Raw genomic sequence first — 17,788 nt, 5'->3', positions numbered from 1 at the left:
TGGCTTCAAGCCATTAGCTGTAAGTGGATCGCGTTGCCGGGAGAAAGTCTTTCAGGCAACGCGATCAGCTTTCCACTTTTAGCTTACGGTTTGTAGCGGTTCTCAGTACTTCTCGATCTTGGCCTTGTGCTCAAGCTCCGCACGGTAAGCCGCGAAGTCCTGCTGCCCGGCACGCGAAGCCAGGAAGCGACGATACTGCGCCTTCTCCTCATCGCTCGGTGCAGCGGCCTCGTTGACACCCTTCAGGCGCACGATCACGAAGCTGCCGTCGCGCGCGCTCAGGCTGGCGTACTCGGGCTTGTCCTTGCCAGCCGGCTTGGGCATGCGGAACAGGGTCTGCAGCACCGCTGGATCGACGCCGTCCTGGCCGCGGCTGACCGCCTCCAGCACCTTCCACTCGACGCCATCCTGACGAGCGGCCAGCGGCACGCTGCCATCGCGCAGGCCGGCGAGCAGCTTCTCACCCTTGTCCTTGGCCGCAGCACTGGCCTTGTCTTTGACCAGTTGGGTGCGAATCGCAGCAGCGACCTGCTCCAGCGGCAGCTGCTCTGGCTGGCGGTGCTCTTTCACACGCACCACGACGACCGTGTCAGGGTCCAGTTCCAGGGTGCTGCTGTTGGCGCCCTCTTCCAGCACTTCAGGGCTGAACGCGGCCTGGATCACCGAACGGTTGGCCGTCAGGCCTTCGCCACCTTCACGCCCGAATGGCGCGGTGGTCTGCACCTTCAAACCGAGCTCCTGGGCTGGCTGGGCCAGATCGGACGATTCGAAAGCCGAGTCCTGCAGCTGTTTGGTGGCCTCGACGAACTTCTGCTCGACCTGCTGCGACTTGAGGTCGGCGGTCAGCTTGTCCTTGAGACTGGCGAAGCTGGGCACCGAGGGTGCTTCGACGCCGAGCAGCTTGATCAGGTGCCAGCCGTAATCGCTGCGTACCGGCTGCGAGACCTGGTCCTTGTTCAACGAGTACAGCGCGGTTTCGAACGCCGGGTCGTAGACACCCTTACCGGCATAGCCCAGGTCACCACCTTTGGCCGAGGAGCCTGGGTCCTGGGAAAACTCCTTGGCCAGCTTGGCGAAGTCCTCGCCCTTGGCCAGACGCTGCTGGACTTCTTCCAGCTTGGCCTTGGCCTGCTGATCGCTGACCTTGTCGTTCACCTCGATGAGGATATGCGCGGCGCGACGCTGCTCGGTGAGGTTGGCGATTTCGTGCTCGTACGCTGCCTGCAGGTCGGCGTCCTTGACCTGGACCTTGTCGAAGAACGACGACTTCTTCAGTTCCACGTAGTCCAGCACCACTTCCTCGGGGCTCATGAACTCCTTGGCGTGCTGATCGTAGTGGGCCTTGACTTCATCGTCGCTGACCGACACGCCTGCGGTGCTGGCGGGAATGGTCAAGGTCGCGGAATCACGGGTCTGCTTCTCCAGGCGGGCGAATGCCTCGACCTGAGCGTCAGTGACGAATGCACTGCCCGCAATACCGGCACGAGTCTGGGCGATGAGCATTTCCTGGGTCAGCATCTGCCGGAATTGCAGGCGGTTATAGCCCAGCTGACGGATGACCTGGTCGAAGCGATCGGCATTGAACTTGCCGTCGACCTGGAATTCAGGTGTGGCCAGCAGTTGCTGGTCGATCGCCTGCTCGGAGAAAGCGAACTTGTCGTCGGCAGCAGCCTGAAGCAGCAGCTTGCGATCGATCAGGCCCTTGAGCGCCGACTCACGCAGCAGCTTCTCGTCCAGCAGCGCGGGATCGAAGTCCCGACCCAGTTGCTGGACCAGTTGCTGGGCCAACTGGCGACGTTGCATGTCGACCGCCTGGCTCAGTTCGTTCTGGGTCACCTCTTCGCCGTTCACCTCGGCAGCATTCTGCTTGCTGCCATTGTGGGTGAACATCGCTTCGATGCCCGTCAGGGCCATCAGCGCAACGATGATCCCGATAATTGTCTTGGCAATCCAGCCTTGTGAATTGTCCCTGATGTTCTGCAGCATGCGTCCCCCAGAACGGTTGAACTCACGAACCAACCGCGGAGCGTGGGTAGATAGCGGATAGAAGAAAGGCGCATCAGAGGATGCGCCTTCCCGTAAATCGCGGAGCGGAAGGTCTCGAACCTTCCGCTACCGGCTCGCGTCTGACGCGAACCGGCGCGCCAAGGCCGAAGAGAAGCTTAGTTGACTGCTTCTTTCAGAGCCTTGCCAGCCTTGAATACTGGCTTCTTGGCGGCAGGGATTTCCAGGGTCTTGCCAGTCTGTGGGTTACGACCTACGCGAGCAGGACGGTCAGTAACGGAGAACGTACCAAAGCCAACCAACACAACCGAGTCGCCAGCCTTCAGAGCGCCAGTGACGGATTCGATCACTGCGTCCAGCGCGCGGCCAGCAGCAGCTTTCGGGATATCAGCAGATGCAGCGATAGCATCAATCAGTTCCGACTTGTTCACTCTAAGTCCCCTTATCTCTATATGGAGTATGTTTCTAAGTTTTTGGTGTTAAGCAAAACGAGCGCTGAATGGACGGCTATGGCTTGCCTTAAAGAGCCGCTTTATAACAAGCGGCCCAAAAAGCTGTCAAGAAAGCCCATTCAGACTTAATGCGTGCTAATTCTTTCCTTAGAGTCAGACTCGCGTTTTTCATCCTTCGCCACTCTGTCCGGAGCCACATCCGGCAAGGGCTCAGGGGCGTATTGCAGCGCAATTTGCAGGACCTCGTCAATCCATTTAACGGGTTTGATCTGCAAGTCTTGCTTGATGTTGTCAGGAATTTCCTTCAAATCCCGTACATTTTCTTCAGGGATGATTACTGTCTTGATTCCGCCACGATGAGCGGCCAGTAATTTCTCCTTCAGGCCACCGATGGCCAGCACCTGACCTCGCAAGGTGATCTCACCCGTCATGGCCACATCGGCACGTACCGGAATCTGCGTGAGCGCCGAAACCAGGGCGGTGCACATGCCGATACCGGCACTCGGACCATCCTTGGGGGTCGCCCCTTCAGGCATGTGGATATGCGTGTCGTGCTTCTCGTGGAAGTCCGAAGCGATGCCCAGGCTGCGCGCGCGGCTGCGCACCACGGTCTGCGCTGCAGTGATCGACTCGACCATCACATCGCCCAGCGAACCGGTCTTGATCAATTGGCCCTTGCCAGGAACCACGGCCGACTCGATGGTCAGCAGCTCGCCGCCCACCTGGGTCCAGGCCAGGCCGGTGACCTGGCCGATCTGGTCCTGTTGCTCGGCCAGGCCGTAGCGGAACTTGCGCACGCCCAGGTAATGCTCGAGGTTGTCGGCAGTGACCTTGATGGCGAATTTCTTGTCCTTGGCGTGCTCCTTGACCACCTTGCGGCACACCTTGGCGATCTGCCGCTCCAGGCCACGCACACCGGCTTCACGGGTGTAGTAGCGGATGATGTCGCGGATAGCCTTCTCGTCGAATTCCAGTTCGCCCTTCTTCAGGCCGTTGGCCTGGGTCTGCTTGGGCGACAGGTACTTGACCGCGATGTTGATCTTTTCGTCCTCGGTGTAGCCCGGCAGACGGATGACTTCCATACGGTCGAGCAGCGCCGGCGGGATGTTCATCGAGTTGGAGGTGCACAGGAACATCACGTCCGAGAGGTCGTAGTCGACTTCTAGGTAATGGTCGTTGAAGTTGTGGTTCTGCTCGGGGTCGAGGACCTCCAGCAGCGCCGACGCCGGGTCGCCACGCATGTCGCTGCCCATCTTGTCGATTTCGTCGAGCAGGAACAGCGGGTTGCGCACACCGACCTTGGTCATCTTCTGGATCAACCGGCCCGGCATCGAGCCGATGTAGGTGCGGCGGTGGCCACGGATCTCGGCTTCGTCACGCACGCCCCCCAGGGCCATGCGTACGAACTTGCGGTTGGTGGCACTGGCAATGGACTCGGCCAGCGAGGTCTTGCCGACGCCGGGAGGGCCGACCAGGCACAGCACAGGGCCACGGATTTTCTTGACCCGTTTCTGCACGGCGAGGTATTCGAGAATCCGTTCCTTGACCTCTTCCAGGCCATAGTGATCGGAGTCGAGGATTTCTTCGGCGCGGGCCAGGTCAAGGCGGACCTTGCTCTGGGCCTTCCACGGCACCTGGACCAGCCAGTCGATGTAGGAGCGCACCACAGTGGCCTCGGCAGACATCGGCGACATCTGCTTGAGTTTGTTCAGCTCGGCCGTGGCCTTGGCCAGGGCGTCCTTGGGCAGGCCGGCGGCATCGATGCGCTTCTTCAGCTCTTCGATCTCGTTGTGGCCTTCGTCGCCATCGCCGAGTTCCTTCTGAATGGCCTTCATCTGCTCATTCAGGTAGTACTCGCGCTGACTGCGCTCCATCTGTTTCTTGACTCGCCCACGGATGCGCTTTTCGACCTGCAGCAGGTCGATCTCGGCATCCAGCAGCGCCAGCACGTGCTCGACACGCGCAGACAGGTCGATGATTTCGAGGATTTCCTGCTTCTGTTCGATCTTCAGCGCCATGTGCGCAGCCATGGTGTCGACCAGGCGGCCAGGCTCTTCGATGCTATTGAGCGAAGACAGGACTTCGGAGGGCACTTTCTTGCCCAATTGGACGTACTGCTCGAATTGTGACAGCAGGCTACGGACGAAGACTTCGGACTCGCGGTCTGGCGCTTCGACCTCGTCGATCAGTGCCACTTCGGCACGACAATGACCGTCGACTTCCATGAATCGCTCGACGCTGCCGCGCTGCTCGCCCTCGACCAACACCTTGACGGTGCCATCGGGCAGCTTGAGCAGTTGCAGGACGGTTGCGACGGTGCCGACACCATACAGGGCCTTTTCGCCCGGGTCGTCGTCCGCCGGATTTCTCTGCGCGAGCAGAAGGATCTGTTTGTCACCCGTCATCGCCGCCTCAAGGGCTTCGATGGACTTCTCGCGCCCCACGAACAGCGGGATGACCATGTGCGGATAGACCACAACATCACGCAATGGCAAGAGAGGCAGTTCGATGGTGGCTTTCATGATTTCGCCTCTACAGCGGCCAGACGGCCGTGGACAGATGGAATGAGCTTGAAACCAAGATGGGGGCTGCGCCGCAAAAATACAAGCCTTGGTGTCTCGTTCCGGTAATAGTAACGGTTTAATTTACCGGGCCGGCTTGCTGAAGCAGATGCCACGAACGGGCACTTCTGAAAAGCGAAAGGGGCCAAGCAGGCCCCTTCGCGTCGACGCACAGGTACTTACCCACCCGACTCAGGCGTCGGGTGCCGCCTTGGCGGTTGGCTCACTGTTCTCATAGATGAGCAGCGGCTTGGACGAACCTTCGATGACACTCTCGTCGATCACCACCTTGCTCACGTCGGTCTGCGACGGAATTTCGTACATGGTGTCGAGCAGTACGCCTTCGAGAATCGAACGCAGGCCACGAGCACCGGTCTTGCGCTCCAGGGCGCGGCGAGCCACGGCCTTGAGTGCATCGGTACGGAACTCGAGGTCCACACCCTCCATTTCGAACAGCTTGCCGTATTGCTTGGTCAAGGCGTTCTTAGGCTCGGTGAGGATCTGGATCAGCGCCGCTTCATCCAGCTCGTCCAAGGTCGCCAGTACAGGCAGACGGCCGACGAACTCGGGAATCAGGCCGAACTTGACCAGATCGTCCGGCTCGACCTCACGCAGCGACTCGCCCACTTTCTTGCCCTCTTCCTTGCTGCGCACTTCGGCATTGAAGCCGATGCCGCCACGGGTCGAGCGGTTCTGGATGACTTTTTCCAGACCCGAGAAAGCGCCACCGCAGATGAACAGGATGTTGCGGGTGTCGACCTGCAGGAACTCCTGTTGCGGATGCTTGCGGCCACCTTGCGGCGGAACCGATGCAACCGTGCCTTCGATGAGCTTCAGCAGGGCCTGCTGAACGCCTTCGCCGGAGACATCGCGAGTGATCGAAGGGTTGTCGGATTTGCGCGAGATCTTGTCGATTTCGTCGATATAGACAATGCCCATCTGGGCCTTTTCTACGTCGTAATCACATTTCTGCAACAGCTTCTGAATAATGTTCTCCACGTCCTCGCCCACATAACCGGCTTCGGTCAGGGTGGTGGCGTCGGCAATGGTGAACGGCACGTTCAGCAGGCGTGCCAGGGTTTCGGCGAGCAGGGTCTTGCCCGAGCCGGTAGGCCCGATCAGCAGGATGTTGCTCTTGCCCAGTTCGACGTCGTCGTTCTTCTTGTCGCGCTGGTTCAGACGCTTGTAGTGGTTGTAAACCGCTACCGCGAGCACCTTCTTGGCTCGCTCCTGACCAATCACGTACTGGTCGAGGATACCGCTGATTTCTTTAGGCGAAGGCAGTTTATGCGCGCTGCTCTCGGCCTGGGCTTCCTGCACCTCCTCACGGATGATGTCATTGCACAGGTCGACGCACTCGTCGCAGATGAAGACCGAGGGGCCGGCAATCAATTTGCGCACTTCATGCTGGCTTTTGCCGCAGAAGGAGCAATAGAGCAATTTACCGTTGTCCTCGCCGTTGCGGGTGTCAGTCATTCGATCGATCCAATCCGATAGGCTTGCAACACAAGATGAAGGCTCTTGCGGGCTTTTTCAAGTCCGCAGGCGGTCAGTTCCCGGACCGCCCGCATCCCATGCTGCTCAGGCAGGCATTTCACGCTTGGTGATGACGGAGTCGATCAGGCCGTATTCGGCTGCGCGCTCCGCACTCATGAAGTTGTCGCGCTCGGTGTCGCGCTCGATGGTTTCCAGGCTCTGACCGGTGTGCTCGGCCAGCAGGGTGTTCAGGCGGTGACGAATGTGCAGGATCTCGCGGGCGTGGATATCGATGTCCGACGCCTGGCCCTGGAAACCGCCCAGGGGCTGGTGAATCATCATCCGCGAGTTCGGCAGGCAGTGACGCTTGCCCTTGGCACCACCGGCGAGCAGGAAGGCGCCCATGCTGCAGGCCTGGCCGATGCAGATGGTCGACACGTCCGGCTTGATGAACTGCATGGTGTCGTAGATCGACATGCCCGCAGTCACCGACCCGCCAGGGGAGTTGATGTACAGATGGATATCCTTGTCCGGGTTTTCCGCTTCCAGGAACAGCAGCTGAGCAGCGATCAGGTTGGCCATGTAGTCTTCGACCGGCCCGACCATAAAGATCACCCGCTCCTTCAGAAGGCGCGAGTAGATGTCATATGCACGCTCGCCACGGGCGGACTGCTCGATAACCATCGGGACCAGGCCGCCAGCGGCCTGGATGTCAGAGTTGTGCTGAAAATAAGAATTGCGGGACATGTCCTGCATTCACTCCCAAATAGTCGAGTCTTGAATACGCACAAGCCAGCGCGAAGGCTGGCTTGTGAGTGTGTTCGCACGAAAGAGAGAAATCAGTCGGCTTTTGGAGCTTCCACCGGCTTGACCGCTTCTTCGTAGGAGACCGCTTTGTCGGTCACGCTAGCTTTCTGCAAAACAGTATCTACAACTTGCTCTTCCAGCACAACCGAACGAACTTCGTTCATCTGCTGTTCGTTCTTCTGGTACCAGGCGACGACCTGCTCTGGCTCCTGGTAGGCCGAAGCCATTTCCTGGATCATTTCCTGTACGCGGGCTTCGTCAGGCTTGAGGTCGAACTGCTTGACCACTTCAGCAACGATCAGGCCCAGCTCGACGCGGCGCTTGGCCTGCTCTTCGAACAGCTCGGCTGGCAGTTGGTCCGGCTTGATGTTGCCGCCGAACTGCTGAACGGCCTGCACGCGCAGACGGTTGACTTCGTTGTCCAGCAGCGCCTTTGGCACTTCGATCGGGTTGGCGGCCAGCAGACCGTCCATGACCTGGTTCTTGACCTTGGACTTGATCGCCTGACGCAGCTCGCGCTCCATGTTCTTGCGAACTTCGGCGCGGAAGCCTTCCAGACCGGTTTCCTTGATACCGAACAGCTTGAAGAACTCTTCGTTCAGTTCAGGCAGCTTGGGCTCGGAAACGCTGTTGACCTTGACGGTGAACTCGGCAGCCTTGCCGGCCAGCTCGAGGTTCTGATAGTCCTCTGGGAAGGTCACGTTCAGAACGCGCTCTTCACCAGCCTTGGCGCCTACCAGGCCGTCTTCGAAACCTGGGATCATGCGGCCGGAACCCAGAACCAGCTGGGTACCGTTGGCCGAACCGCCGGCGAAGGCTTCGCCGTCGATCTTGCCGACGAAGTCGATGTTGACCTGATCGTCGTTCTGCGCAGCGCGCTCGACTTCTTCAAAACGGACGTTCTGCTTGCGCAGGATGTCCAGCATGTTGTCCAGGTCGCTGTCAGCGACTTCAGCCGACAGGCGCTCTACGGCGATGGAATCGAAGCCCGACACGGTGAACTCGGGGAAAACCTCGAAAGTGGCGACGTACTCCAGGTCCTTGCCCTTCTCGAAGGACTTGGGCTCTACGGAAGGCGCACCCGCCGGGTTCAGCTTCTGCTCGACGACAGCCTCATAGAAGGTGGCCTGGATCAGGTCGCCCAGCGCTTCCTGGCGAGCGCCATCTTCGAAGCGCTGACGGATCACGCTCATTGGCACCTTGCCTGGGCGGAAGCCCGGGATCTTGGCCCTGCGTGCAGTCTGTTGCAGACGCTTGTTGACTTCGGTCTCGACGCGCTCGGCAGGCACGCCAATGGTCATGCGACGCTCGAGAGCAGAAGTGTTTTCAACAGAAACTTGCATGGATATTCCTCGTTGCACAGACGTTAGCCGGCGTTTCCGACCCCAGAATCAAGGGCATGCATTCTAGTGGGTCGAACTCAAGAAGTCACCCTAGTGAAAAAGGGCAATTGGAGAGGATCGAAACCGGTTGCCAGGCAGGAAAAGCCAAATAGCGGCCACCTCCCCCGGCAACCTGTCTACCTCGGCCCCCATGGCAAAGGGGGCAACGACACCCGGGCACCATCGATTCCATCGGATGGCCCACCCTCCGTGACCGACGGCATCGGCACGGGAAGCAGAAACCCTTCTCTTGAAACAAAAAAAGCCGCTCCAGGGCGACTTAGTTTGCTTGCAGGCAGAACCCAGTAGGATTCCGGACTGCATGTATCGTGGTGCGGAAGAAGAGACTCGAACTCTTACGCCTCGCGGCGCTGGAACCTAAATCCAGTGCGTCTACCAATTTCGCCACTTCCGCGCGACCGGTCTTAAAGCAAAGGCGCCAGACCATTTGATCTGGCGCCTTTTCTGAATATGGGGTGGACGATGGGGATCGAACCCACGACAACAGGAGTCACAATCCTGTGCTCTACCAACTGAGCTACGCCCACCATATTGCATTTACTTGTGCCAAAGCTGCCTTTATATGGCGCACCCGGCAGGACTCGAACCTGCGACCATCCGCTTAGAAGGCGGATGCTCTATCCAGCTGAGCTACGGGCACTTATATAATCTGCATCTTGAACGACGACAAATTAAAGGCTTCAAGCCATCTCGGTCCAGCATCTAACTTGACCGATCTGACCAGCATTAACCAGTTCCGATCTTCATCAGCGCTGGGCTCTGCCCGACAAGTGCGACGAATCTTATAGACGCCCCTGAGACCCGTCAACTCTTTTTTAAAAAAAATTCAGTCAGATAAAGGAGTTAGCTGAATATGCCAGCCGAGCGCCTTTGCCCTGACGCGATGGCGTGAGAGAATGCGCGCTCATTTTTTCCCCTACGATGGTTAATCACCCGTCATGACTGCAAAACTAATCGACGGCAAAGCGATCGCCGCCGGCCTGCGCCAGCAGATCGCCCAACGTGTCGCCGAACGCCGCCAGCAGGGCCTGCGCACGCCGGGCCTTGCGGTGATCCTGGTGGGCAGCGATCCCGCCTCCCAGGTCTACGTCTCGCACAAGCGCAAGGACTGTGAAGAAGTAGGCTTCCTCTCCCAGGCTTATGACCTGCCCGCCAGCACCAGCCAGGCCGAGCTGAGCGACCTGATCGACCGTCTGAACGACGACGCTGCGGTCGACGGCATTCTGCTTCAGTTGCCGTTGCCCGCCCACCTGGACGCTTCGCTGCTGCTCGAGCGCATCCGCCCGGACAAGGACGTCGATGGCTTCCATCCTTATAACATCGGCCGCCTGGCACAGCGCATCCCACTGCTGCGCCCCTGCACGCCAAAGGGCATCATGACCCTGCTGGAAAGCACCGGTGTCGATCTCTATGGCCTGGATGCCGTGGTGGTAGGTGCGTCGAACATCGTTGGTCGGCCGATGGCCATGGAACTGCTGCTCGGCGGCTGCACCGTGACCGTGACCCACCGCTTCACCCAGGACCTGGCCAGCCACGTGGCGCGAGCCGACCTGGTGGTGGTGGCCGCCGGCAAGCCAGGCCTGGTCAAGGGCGAGTGGATCAAGCCAGGTGCCATCGTCATCGACGTCGGCATCAACCGCCAGGAAGATGGCAAGCTGGTCGGCGACGTGGTCTACGAGACCGCCCTGCCCCGCGCCGGCTGGATCACTCCGGTACCCGGCGGCGTCGGCCCGATGACCCGCGCCTGCCTGCTGGAGAACACTCTGTACGCGGCGGAAACCCTGCACGGCTGAGTGTTACAGGCATAAAAAACGGCACCTTCGGGTGCCGTTTTTCGTTCATGGCGCTGCGTCAGTCAGCCAGACGCCAAGTCGTACCGCCCTTGCCATCTTCCAGCACCACGCCCATGGCCGTCAGCTGGTCGCGGATACGGTCCGACTCGGCCCAGTTCTTCTCTGCACGTGCTGTCAGGCGTGCCTGGATCAGCGCTTCCACCTGCGTCGCATCCACCTTGCCTTCGGCACCGGCACGCAGGAACTCGTCGGCATCCAGCTGCAGCACACCCAGTACGCTGGCCAGCTGCTTCAGGCGCGCCGCCAGCCCCGCCGCCGCAGCCGGATCGCTATCACGCAGGCGGTTGATCTCACGCACCAGGTCGAACAGCACGGCACAGGCCTCGGGAGTACCGAAGTCGTCGTCCATCGCCGCCTTGAAGCGCTCGACGAAGGCTTCGCCGCCAGCCGGCTCGGCACTCGGTAATCCTTTGAGAGCGTGATAGAAACGCTCCAGCGCACCCTTGGACTCGCGCAGGCTGTCTTCGGAATAGTTGATGGCGCTGCGGTAGTGGCTGGATACCAGGAGGTAGCGCACCACCTCGGGGTGGTATTTTTCCAGCACGTCGCGGATGGTGAAGAAGTTGTTCAACGACTTGGACATCTTTTCGCCATTGATACGGATCATCCCGCAGTGCATCCAGGCATTGGCGTAGGTCTTGCCGGTCGCCGCCTCGCTCTGCGCGATCTCGTTCTCGTGGTGCGGAAACTCCAGGTCGCTGCCACCACCGTGAATGTCGAAGGTCTCGCCCAGGCAGCAGGTCGACATCACCGAGCATTCGATATGCCAGCCCGGCCGACCCGCGCCCCAGGGCGAATCCCAACTCGGCTCGCCCGGCTTGGCGCCCTTCCAGAGCACGAAGTCCAGCGGATCTTCCTTGGATTCGTCGACCTCGATCCGCGCACCGATACGCAGGTCTTCGATCTTCTTGCGCGACAGCTTGCCGTAGCCCTGGAATTTGCCGACCCGGTAGTACACGTCGCCGTTGCCTGGGGCGTAGGCGAAGCCCTTGTCGATCAGGGTCTGGATCATCGCGTGCATGCCGGGAATATGGTCGGTGGCACGCGGCTCCATGTCCGGTTTGAGGATATTCAGGCGCGCCTCGTCCTCGTGCATCGCGGCAATCATGCGCTCGGTCAACTGGTCGAACGCCTCGCCATTGTCACGCGCCCGACGGATGATCTTGTCGTCGATGTCGGTGATGTTGCGCACATAGGTCAGGTCGTAGCCGCTGAAACGCAGCCAGCGGGTGACCAGGTCGAAGGCCACCATGCTACGGCCATGCCCGAGGTGGCAGTAGTCGTACACGGTCATACCGCAGACATACATGCGCACCTTGTTGCCATCCAGCGGCTTGAAGACTTCTTTGCTCTTGGTGAGCGTGTTGTAGATCGAAAGCACGTTGTTCCTACCTCAAGTGGCGTAAAGCCGTACCTCAGTTCCAGGAGTCGCGGAGCGTCACGGTACGGTTGAAGACGGGACGGCCCGGTTTCGAATCCTTGATGTCGGCGCAGAAATAGCCTTCGCGCTCGAACTGGAAACGATCCTCCGGCTGCGCCTGGGCGAGCGAAGGTTCGGCACGACAACCGGTCAGCACTTGCAGGGAGTCGGGATTGATGTTGTCCAGGAAGCTTGCGCCCTCCTCGGCCTTTTCTGGCGTCGGGGAGCGGAACAGACGGTCATAGAGGCGGACTTCGCACTCGACGCTCTCGGCGGCCGGCACCCAGTGGATCACGCCCTTGACCTTGCGACCCTCGGGGTTCTTGCCCAGGGTGTCAGGGTCGTAGGAGCAGCGCAGCTCGACGATATTGCCGTCGGCGTCCTTGATCGCCTCGTCGGCGCGGATCACATAGCTGCCGCGCAGGCGCACTTCGCCGTTGGGTTCCAGGCGCTTGTAGCCCTTGGGCGGCTCTTCCATGTAGTCGTCACGGTCGATGTACAGCTCACGGGAAAACGGCAGCTCGCGCATGCCCATGTCTTCCTTGGGGTGACGCGGCAGCTCCAGCGTCTCGACCTGCCCCTCGGGGTAGTTGGTGATCACCACCTTGAGCGGGCGCAGCACGCACATGGCACGCGGTGCGTTGCGGTCCAGATCGTCACGGATACTGAATTCGAGCATGGCGAAGTCGACCACACCGTCGGAACGGTTGGTGCCGATCATCTCGCAGAAGTTGCGGATCGACGCCGGCGTGTAGCCGCGGCGGCGGAAGCCCGAGAGCGTCGACATGCGCGGGTCGTCCCAGCCGTTGACGTGCTTCTCGTCCACCAGTTGCTTGAGCTTGCGCTTGCTGGTCACGGTGTAGCTGAGGTTCAGGCGCGAGAATTCGTACTGACGTGGCTTGCACGGCACCGGCAGGTTGTTCAGGAACCAGTCGTACAGCGGACGATGGCCTTCGAATTCCAGGGTGCAGATCGAATGAGTGATGCCTTCGATGGCATCCGACTGCCCGTGGGTGAAGTCGTAGTTGGGGTAGATGCACCACTTGTCACCGGTCTGGTGGTGGTGGGCATGGCGGATGCGGTAGAGGATCGGGTCGCGCAGGTTCATGTTCGGCGAGGCCATGTCGATCTTGGCGCGCAATACCCGGGCGCCATCCTCGAACTCACCGGCCTTCATGCGCGCGAACAGGTCAAGGTTCTCTTCGACGCTGCGCTCGCGAAACGGGCTGTTGCGTCCCGGCTCGGTCAGGGTGCCGCGGTATTCGCGGGCCTGCTCAGGGGTCAGGTCATCGACATAGGCCTTGCCGGCCTTGATCAGCTCCACCGCCCAGTCGTGCAACTGGTCGAAGTACTGCGACGCATAGCGAACTTCGCCAGCCCACTCGAAGCCCAGCCACTTGACGTCGCTCATGATGGCATCGATGTACTCCTGGTCTTCCTTGGCCGGGTTGGTGTCATCGAAGCGCAGGTGGGTCACGCCGCCGAATTCCTGGGCCAGACCGAAGTTCACGCAGATCGACTTGGCATGGCCGATGTGCAGGTAACCATTGGGCTCTGGCGGGAAACGCGTCACGATCTGACTGTGCTTGCCCGAATCCAGGTCGGCCTGCACGATCGGGCGCAGGAAATTGGTGGGAGCGACAGGGGCTGCCTTGGCGTTCGCGGCGGACTCGGGGGTGGGCTTGCTCATAGGATCCTTGGACTTCAGGCGCACGGCCAGGAGGGGCCGGCAAATCAAAGCGTCTATCATAGCCGATGCTGTCAAGCCCCTGACAACAGGCAGTGCGAAAACACGACGTACAAGGATCGATGCGCATTAAAAACCCTGAAATATGTAACCAGCACGTTAAACTGCGCGTCAGGGTGGAATCGCACCTGTCCATGCATACACCAAGAGAGCGACTTTTTATGTCCAAAGTGAAACTGACCACCAACCACGGCGAGATCGTCCTGCAGCTCAACGCCGAAAAGGCGCCGCTGACCGTAGCGAACTTCCTGGAATACGTGAGTGCCGGTCACTACAGCAATGTCATCTTCCACCGCGTCATCGGCAACTTCATGATCCAGGGCGGCGGTTTCGAACCTGGCATGAAAGAGAAGAAAGACAAGCGCCCAAGCATCCAGAACGAAGCCGACAACGGCCTGCCGAACAAGAAGTACAGCATCGCCATGGCCCGTACCATGGACCCGCATTCGGCCTCGGCACAGTTCTTCATCAACGTGGCCGACAACAGCTTCCTCAACCACACCGGCAAGACCACCCAGGGCTGGGGCTACGCGGTATTCGGTGAAGTGATCGAAGGCCAGGACGTCGTCGACAAGATCAAAGGCGTGGCCACCACCAGCAAGGCCGGCCACCAGGACGTACCGGTCGATGACGTGATCATCGAAAAAGCCGAGACCGTTGAGTGATTCTGCTGATCTCCGATCTGCATCTGGAAGAAGAGCGCCCGGACATCACCCGGGCGTTTCTGGATCTGCTGGCCGGCCCGGCTCGCCAGGCCCAGGCACTGTATATCCTCGGGGATTTCTTCGAAGTCTGGATAGGCGACGATGCCATGTCGCCCTTCCAGGCGTCGATCTGTGCAGCACTGCGCCAGCTCAGCGACGCCGGCACGCGGATCTTCCTGATGCACGGCAACCGCGACTTCATGATCGGCCGACGATTCTGCAAGGCCGCCGGCTGCACCCTGCTCAATGACCCCACGGTGGTGGCCCTCAATGGCCAGCCCGTGCTGCTGATGCACGGCGACAGCCTGTGCACCCGCGACGTCGGCTACCAGAAGATGCGTCGCCTGCTGCGCAACCCGCTGAGCCTGTTCATCCTCCGTCACCTGCCACTCAAGACCCGCCAGAAGCTGGCCCGCCGGCTGCGCAACGAAAGCCAGGCCAAAACGCGCATGAAGGCCAATGACATCGTCGATGTCACGCCCGAGGAAGTGCCACGCATCATGCGTGCCTTCGGGGTCCGTACGCTGATCCACGGCCACACTCACCGCCCGGCGATCCACAAGCTGCAGATCGACGAGCACACCGGCCAGCGCATCGTGCTGGGCGACTGGGATCGCCAGGGTTGGGTCCTGCAGGCCGATGGCCAGGAATTTGCCCTGCACACCCTGGACTTCAGCACCCAAACCCCGCTGCGTCTCGCCTGCCAATAGCCGCGCTGGCTCACGGCAGGCTGTCCACGACCCGCCCGCGACACTCACCAAAGCCGATCGATACCACTCCCGGTGCGCGACAGCGCGCGCGCAAGATCACCTCATCGCCGTGTTCGAGAAACAGCCGTTGCTCGCCATTGCCCAGCACCAGCGGCACCTTGCCGCCCTGGGTCATCTCCAGCAGGCTGCCATGCTGGCCCACCTGTGGCCCGGACAGCGTACCGGTGCCGAACAGGTCGCCAGGCCGCAGGCTGCAACCGTTTACCGAGTGATGCGCGACCATCTGCGCCAGCGTCCAGTACATGTACAGGGTATTGCTCAGTGCAACGCGCTGCGCGGCCAGCCCATCGCGGCGCATCCGTTCGGTGTGCAGCAGCACCTCCAGTTCGATATCCAGTGCTCCCGTGCGCTGGTCCGCCGGGTCGTCAAGGTACGCCAGCAGTGGCGGGTCGCCCTCAGGGCGGGACGGCTGTGGGCGCCGGAAGGGCTCCAGCGCCTGCGGGCTGACCACCCAGGGCGACAGGCTGGTGGTGAAGCTTTTCGACAGAAACGGCCCCAGCGGCTGGTACTCCCAGGCCTGGATATCACGCGCCGACCAATCGTTGAGCAGGCACAGCCCGGCGATGTGTCGGCCGGCCTCGGCCAGCGCAATGGGCTGGCCGGTGGCATTGCCAGGGCCGATCCAGACACCCGCCTCCAGTTCGAAATCCAGGCGTCGCGAGGGGCCGAACAGCGGCGCCTGGCCTTCGCCGTTGGGCAACTGACCACAGGGCCGCCGCACCTCGGTGCCGGACACGCAGAGGGTCGAAGCGCGGCCATGGTAGGCGACCGGCAGGTACTTGTAGTTGGGCAGCAACGGGTTGTCGGGGCGAAACAGCCGACCGACGTTCAGGGCGTGATGGATACCGGCATAGAAGTCGGTGTAGTCGCCGACCCGGGCTGGCAGATGCATCCGGCACTGGCTCATTGGCAGCAACAGCGGCTCCAGCCTGGAACGCTGCGGGCTGGCCTCGTCCAGCAATTGCATGAGTGCAGTGCGCAAGGCCTGGTGCGCATCGGCCCCCAGGGCGAAATAGGCATTGAGCGATTCGCCTGCGGCGGCCTCGGCGGCCTGACCTGCCAGGCCGGCGAACAGACCGGCGGCGAGTACCGCTTGCAGGTCGAGGACCCAGTCACCGATCGCCACGCCGCCCCGGCGCCTGTCGTCACCGTGACTGAAGATGCCCAGGGGCAGGTTCTGCAAGGGAAAGTCCGGATGACCGTTGGCCGACTCCACCCAACTCAGGCGGCAGGATGCTGCGTTCATGAAGCGGCCTCCGGTTTGAAGGTACGGGCCATGCCCTCCCAGCAACGGTCGTAGTCCATCTGCCGCTGCGGGCACTGCAGCGCCTCGCCGGTGGGCCGTAGCACCTGCCCGGTCTCGAACATGAAGGCCAGGGTACCGTCGATCTTGTGCGGCTGCAGGTGCGCGGCCATGGCCGCCTGCACCGTGGCGTTGTCCGGCCCATGGGCGCTCATGCGGTTGTGCAGGGACGCACCGCCGGGCAGGAAGCCGTCGGCCTTGGCATCGTAGACCCCTTCGATCAGGCCCATGAACTCGTTCATCAGGTTGCGGTGGAACCATGGCGGGCGAAAGGTGTGTTCCGCCACCATCCAGCGGGGTGGAAAGATCACGAAGTCCACATTCGCCTGCCCCGTCACGCTGCCCGGCGAGGTCAGAACCGTGAAGATCGACGGATCCGGATGATCGAAGCTCACCGTACCCAAGGTGTTGAAACGCCGCAGGTCGTACAGGTAGGGCACCAGATTGCCATGCCAGCCCACCACATCGAACGGCGAGTGATCCAGCTCGGTGGCCCACAGCTGGCCCATGAACTTCTGCACCAGTTGCATGGGTTGCTGGCTGTCCTCGAACCAGGCGCAGGGCGCGAGGAAATCACGCGGACTGGCCAGACCATTGCTGCCGATGGGGCCGAGATCCGGCAGACGCAGCGGGCTGCCGTGGTTTTCGCAGAGGTAACCGCGAGCGCTGCCGTCGGGCAGCTCGATGCGAAACTTCAGCCCTCTGGGCAACAGCACAATCTGCCAGGGCGCGGCTTCCAGCACGCCCAGTTCGGTGATGATGCGCAAGCGCCCTTGCTGCGGCACCAGCAGCCACTCACCGTCGGCATCGAAGAATGCCCTGTCCATGCTGCGGTTGGCGGCATATAGGTAAACCGTCACGCCTTCGGCCTGTGTGGCGGGCGCCGTGCGTGCCATGGCCACCAACCCGTCGAGCAGGTCGACGGATTCGCTGGGCATCGGCAGTGGGCTCCAGCGCAGGCGGTTGGGGTCGGCCGGGCCATCTTCCTGGCCACGCAGTTGGCGCTTCAGCAGCTCGAAGCGGCCATGCGCCGCCGACGGCAGAATGCGATACATCCAGGTACGTCGCGCTTCGCTGCGCGGCACGGTGAACGCGGTGCCGGACAACTGCTCGGCGTACAGGCCCAGCGGGTGGCGCTGGGGCGAATTCTGCAGTCGCGCAACGGCGCCTGGCAAAGCCTCGCTGGTGAAATGATTGCCGAATCCCGACTGGTAGTCCGGCACGGCAGGGACATCGGTAGCCGCAGGCATGCGGGCCTCCTGGAAAGCATTGTTATTGTGGTGGTTCC

The 17,788-nt window shown here is 61.2% G+C and carries 13 protein-coding genes and 3 tRNA genes; 3 read left to right on the top strand and 13 right to left on the bottom strand.

Annotation, left to right across the window (positions count from 1 at the left end; translation table 11 throughout):
* Window positions 1-102: 102 nt before the first annotated feature.
* From QZ497_RS16585 to QZ497_RS16545, 9 genes are all read right to left on the bottom strand, one after another.
* On the bottom strand, window positions 103-1,986 hold the full coding sequence (locus QZ497_RS16585; RefSeq protein WP_295476892.1) for a SurA N-terminal domain-containing protein: 1,884 nt from the start codon (window positions 1,984-1,986) through the stop codon (window positions 103-105).
* A 176-nt stretch (window positions 1,987-2,162) separates the two neighbouring features.
* A complete protein-coding gene (locus tag QZ497_RS16580; protein ID WP_045489741.1) occupies window positions 2,163-2,435 on the bottom strand; it encodes an HU family DNA-binding protein in 273 nt (90 codons plus the stop codon).
* Between the two features lie 146 nt (window positions 2,436-2,581).
* On the bottom strand, window positions 2,582-4,978 hold the full coding sequence (gene lon / locus QZ497_RS16575) for an endopeptidase La (RefSeq protein ID WP_295476889.1): 2,397 nt from the start codon (window positions 4,976-4,978) through the stop codon (window positions 2,582-2,584).
* A gap of 231 nt (window positions 4,979-5,209) precedes the next feature.
* Window positions 5,210-6,493 (bottom strand): ATP-dependent Clp protease ATP-binding subunit ClpX, encoded by a 1,284-nt coding sequence (clpX, locus tag QZ497_RS16570; protein WP_295476887.1) that lies wholly within the window; start codon window positions 6,491-6,493, stop codon window positions 5,210-5,212.
* 105 nt (window positions 6,494-6,598) lie between these two features.
* A complete protein-coding gene (clpP, locus tag QZ497_RS16565) occupies window positions 6,599-7,240 on the bottom strand; it encodes an ATP-dependent Clp endopeptidase proteolytic subunit ClpP (protein ID WP_295476885.1) in 642 nt (213 codons plus the stop codon).
* Between the two features lie 92 nt (window positions 7,241-7,332).
* Entirely contained in the window at window positions 7,333-8,643 is a 1,311-nt protein-coding gene (gene tig / locus QZ497_RS16560; protein ID WP_295476883.1) for a trigger factor, read from the bottom strand.
* A gap of 369 nt (window positions 8,644-9,012) precedes the next feature.
* Window positions 9,013-9,097: transfer RNA gene (locus QZ497_RS16555), tRNA-Leu, on the bottom strand.
* A gap of 57 nt (window positions 9,098-9,154) precedes the next feature.
* Window positions 9,155-9,230: transfer RNA gene (locus tag QZ497_RS16550), tRNA-His, on the bottom strand.
* Window positions 9,231-9,266: 36 nt separating this feature from the next.
* Window positions 9,267-9,343: transfer RNA gene (locus QZ497_RS16545), tRNA-Arg, on the bottom strand.
* Window positions 9,344-9,641: 298 nt separating this feature from the next.
* Between QZ497_RS16545 and folD the strand changes: the two genes are divergently transcribed.
* Window positions 9,642-10,496: a bifunctional methylenetetrahydrofolate dehydrogenase/methenyltetrahydrofolate cyclohydrolase FolD gene (folD, locus tag QZ497_RS16540; RefSeq protein ID WP_295476880.1), complete on the top strand. Its 855-nt coding sequence runs from the start codon at window positions 9,642-9,644 to the stop codon at window positions 10,494-10,496.
* Between the two features lie 58 nt (window positions 10,497-10,554).
* On the opposite strand, the gene cysS is transcribed toward folD, so the two are convergent.
* Both cysS and QZ497_RS16530 read right to left on the bottom strand, forming a co-directional pair.
* The gene (cysS, locus tag QZ497_RS16535) at window positions 10,555-11,937 is read right to left on the bottom strand and encodes a cysteine--tRNA ligase (RefSeq protein WP_295476878.1); all 1,383 of its coding nucleotides are present in this window, start codon (window positions 11,935-11,937) and stop codon (window positions 10,555-10,557) included.
* A gap of 34 nt (window positions 11,938-11,971) precedes the next feature.
* Window positions 11,972-13,666, bottom strand: a complete 1,695-nt coding sequence (locus tag QZ497_RS16530) for a glutamine--tRNA ligase/YqeY domain fusion protein (protein ID WP_295476876.1) — start codon at window positions 13,664-13,666, stop codon at window positions 11,972-11,974.
* 218 nt (window positions 13,667-13,884) lie between these two features.
* Here QZ497_RS16530 and QZ497_RS16525 point away from each other — a divergent pair, with 218 nt between their 5' ends.
* Both QZ497_RS16525 and QZ497_RS16520 read left to right on the top strand, forming a co-directional pair.
* On the top strand, window positions 13,885-14,388 hold the full coding sequence (locus QZ497_RS16525; protein WP_295476874.1) for a peptidylprolyl isomerase: 504 nt from the start codon (window positions 13,885-13,887) through the stop codon (window positions 14,386-14,388).
* Window positions 14,385-15,137 (top strand): UDP-2,3-diacylglucosamine diphosphatase, encoded by a 753-nt coding sequence (locus tag QZ497_RS16520; protein ID WP_295476872.1) that lies wholly within the window; start codon window positions 14,385-14,387, stop codon window positions 15,135-15,137. The genes QZ497_RS16525 and QZ497_RS16520 overlap by 4 nt, the downstream gene beginning before the upstream one ends.
* Before the next feature lie 10 nt (window positions 15,138-15,147).
* On the opposite strand, the gene fahA is transcribed toward QZ497_RS16520, so the two are convergent.
* Both fahA and hmgA read right to left on the bottom strand, forming a co-directional pair.
* Complete coding sequence (gene fahA / locus QZ497_RS16515) at window positions 15,148-16,443, bottom strand: fumarylacetoacetase (RefSeq protein ID WP_295476870.1); 1,296 nt, start codon at window positions 16,441-16,443, stop codon at window positions 15,148-15,150.
* Window positions 16,440-17,750 (bottom strand): homogentisate 1,2-dioxygenase, encoded by a 1,311-nt coding sequence (gene hmgA, locus QZ497_RS16510; protein ID WP_295476868.1) that lies wholly within the window; start codon window positions 17,748-17,750, stop codon window positions 16,440-16,442. The genes fahA and hmgA overlap by 4 nt, the downstream gene beginning before the upstream one ends.
* Window positions 17,751-17,788 lie beyond the last annotated feature (38 nt).

Origin of the sequence: uncultured Pseudomonas sp. (genome assembly GCF_913777995.1) — a bacterium.
Classification (GTDB): Bacteria; Pseudomonadota; Gammaproteobacteria; order Pseudomonadales; family Pseudomonadaceae; genus Aquipseudomonas.
The sequence above is the reverse complement of the archived record's forward strand: the minus strand, read 5'-3'. Positions and strand labels throughout refer to the sequence as shown.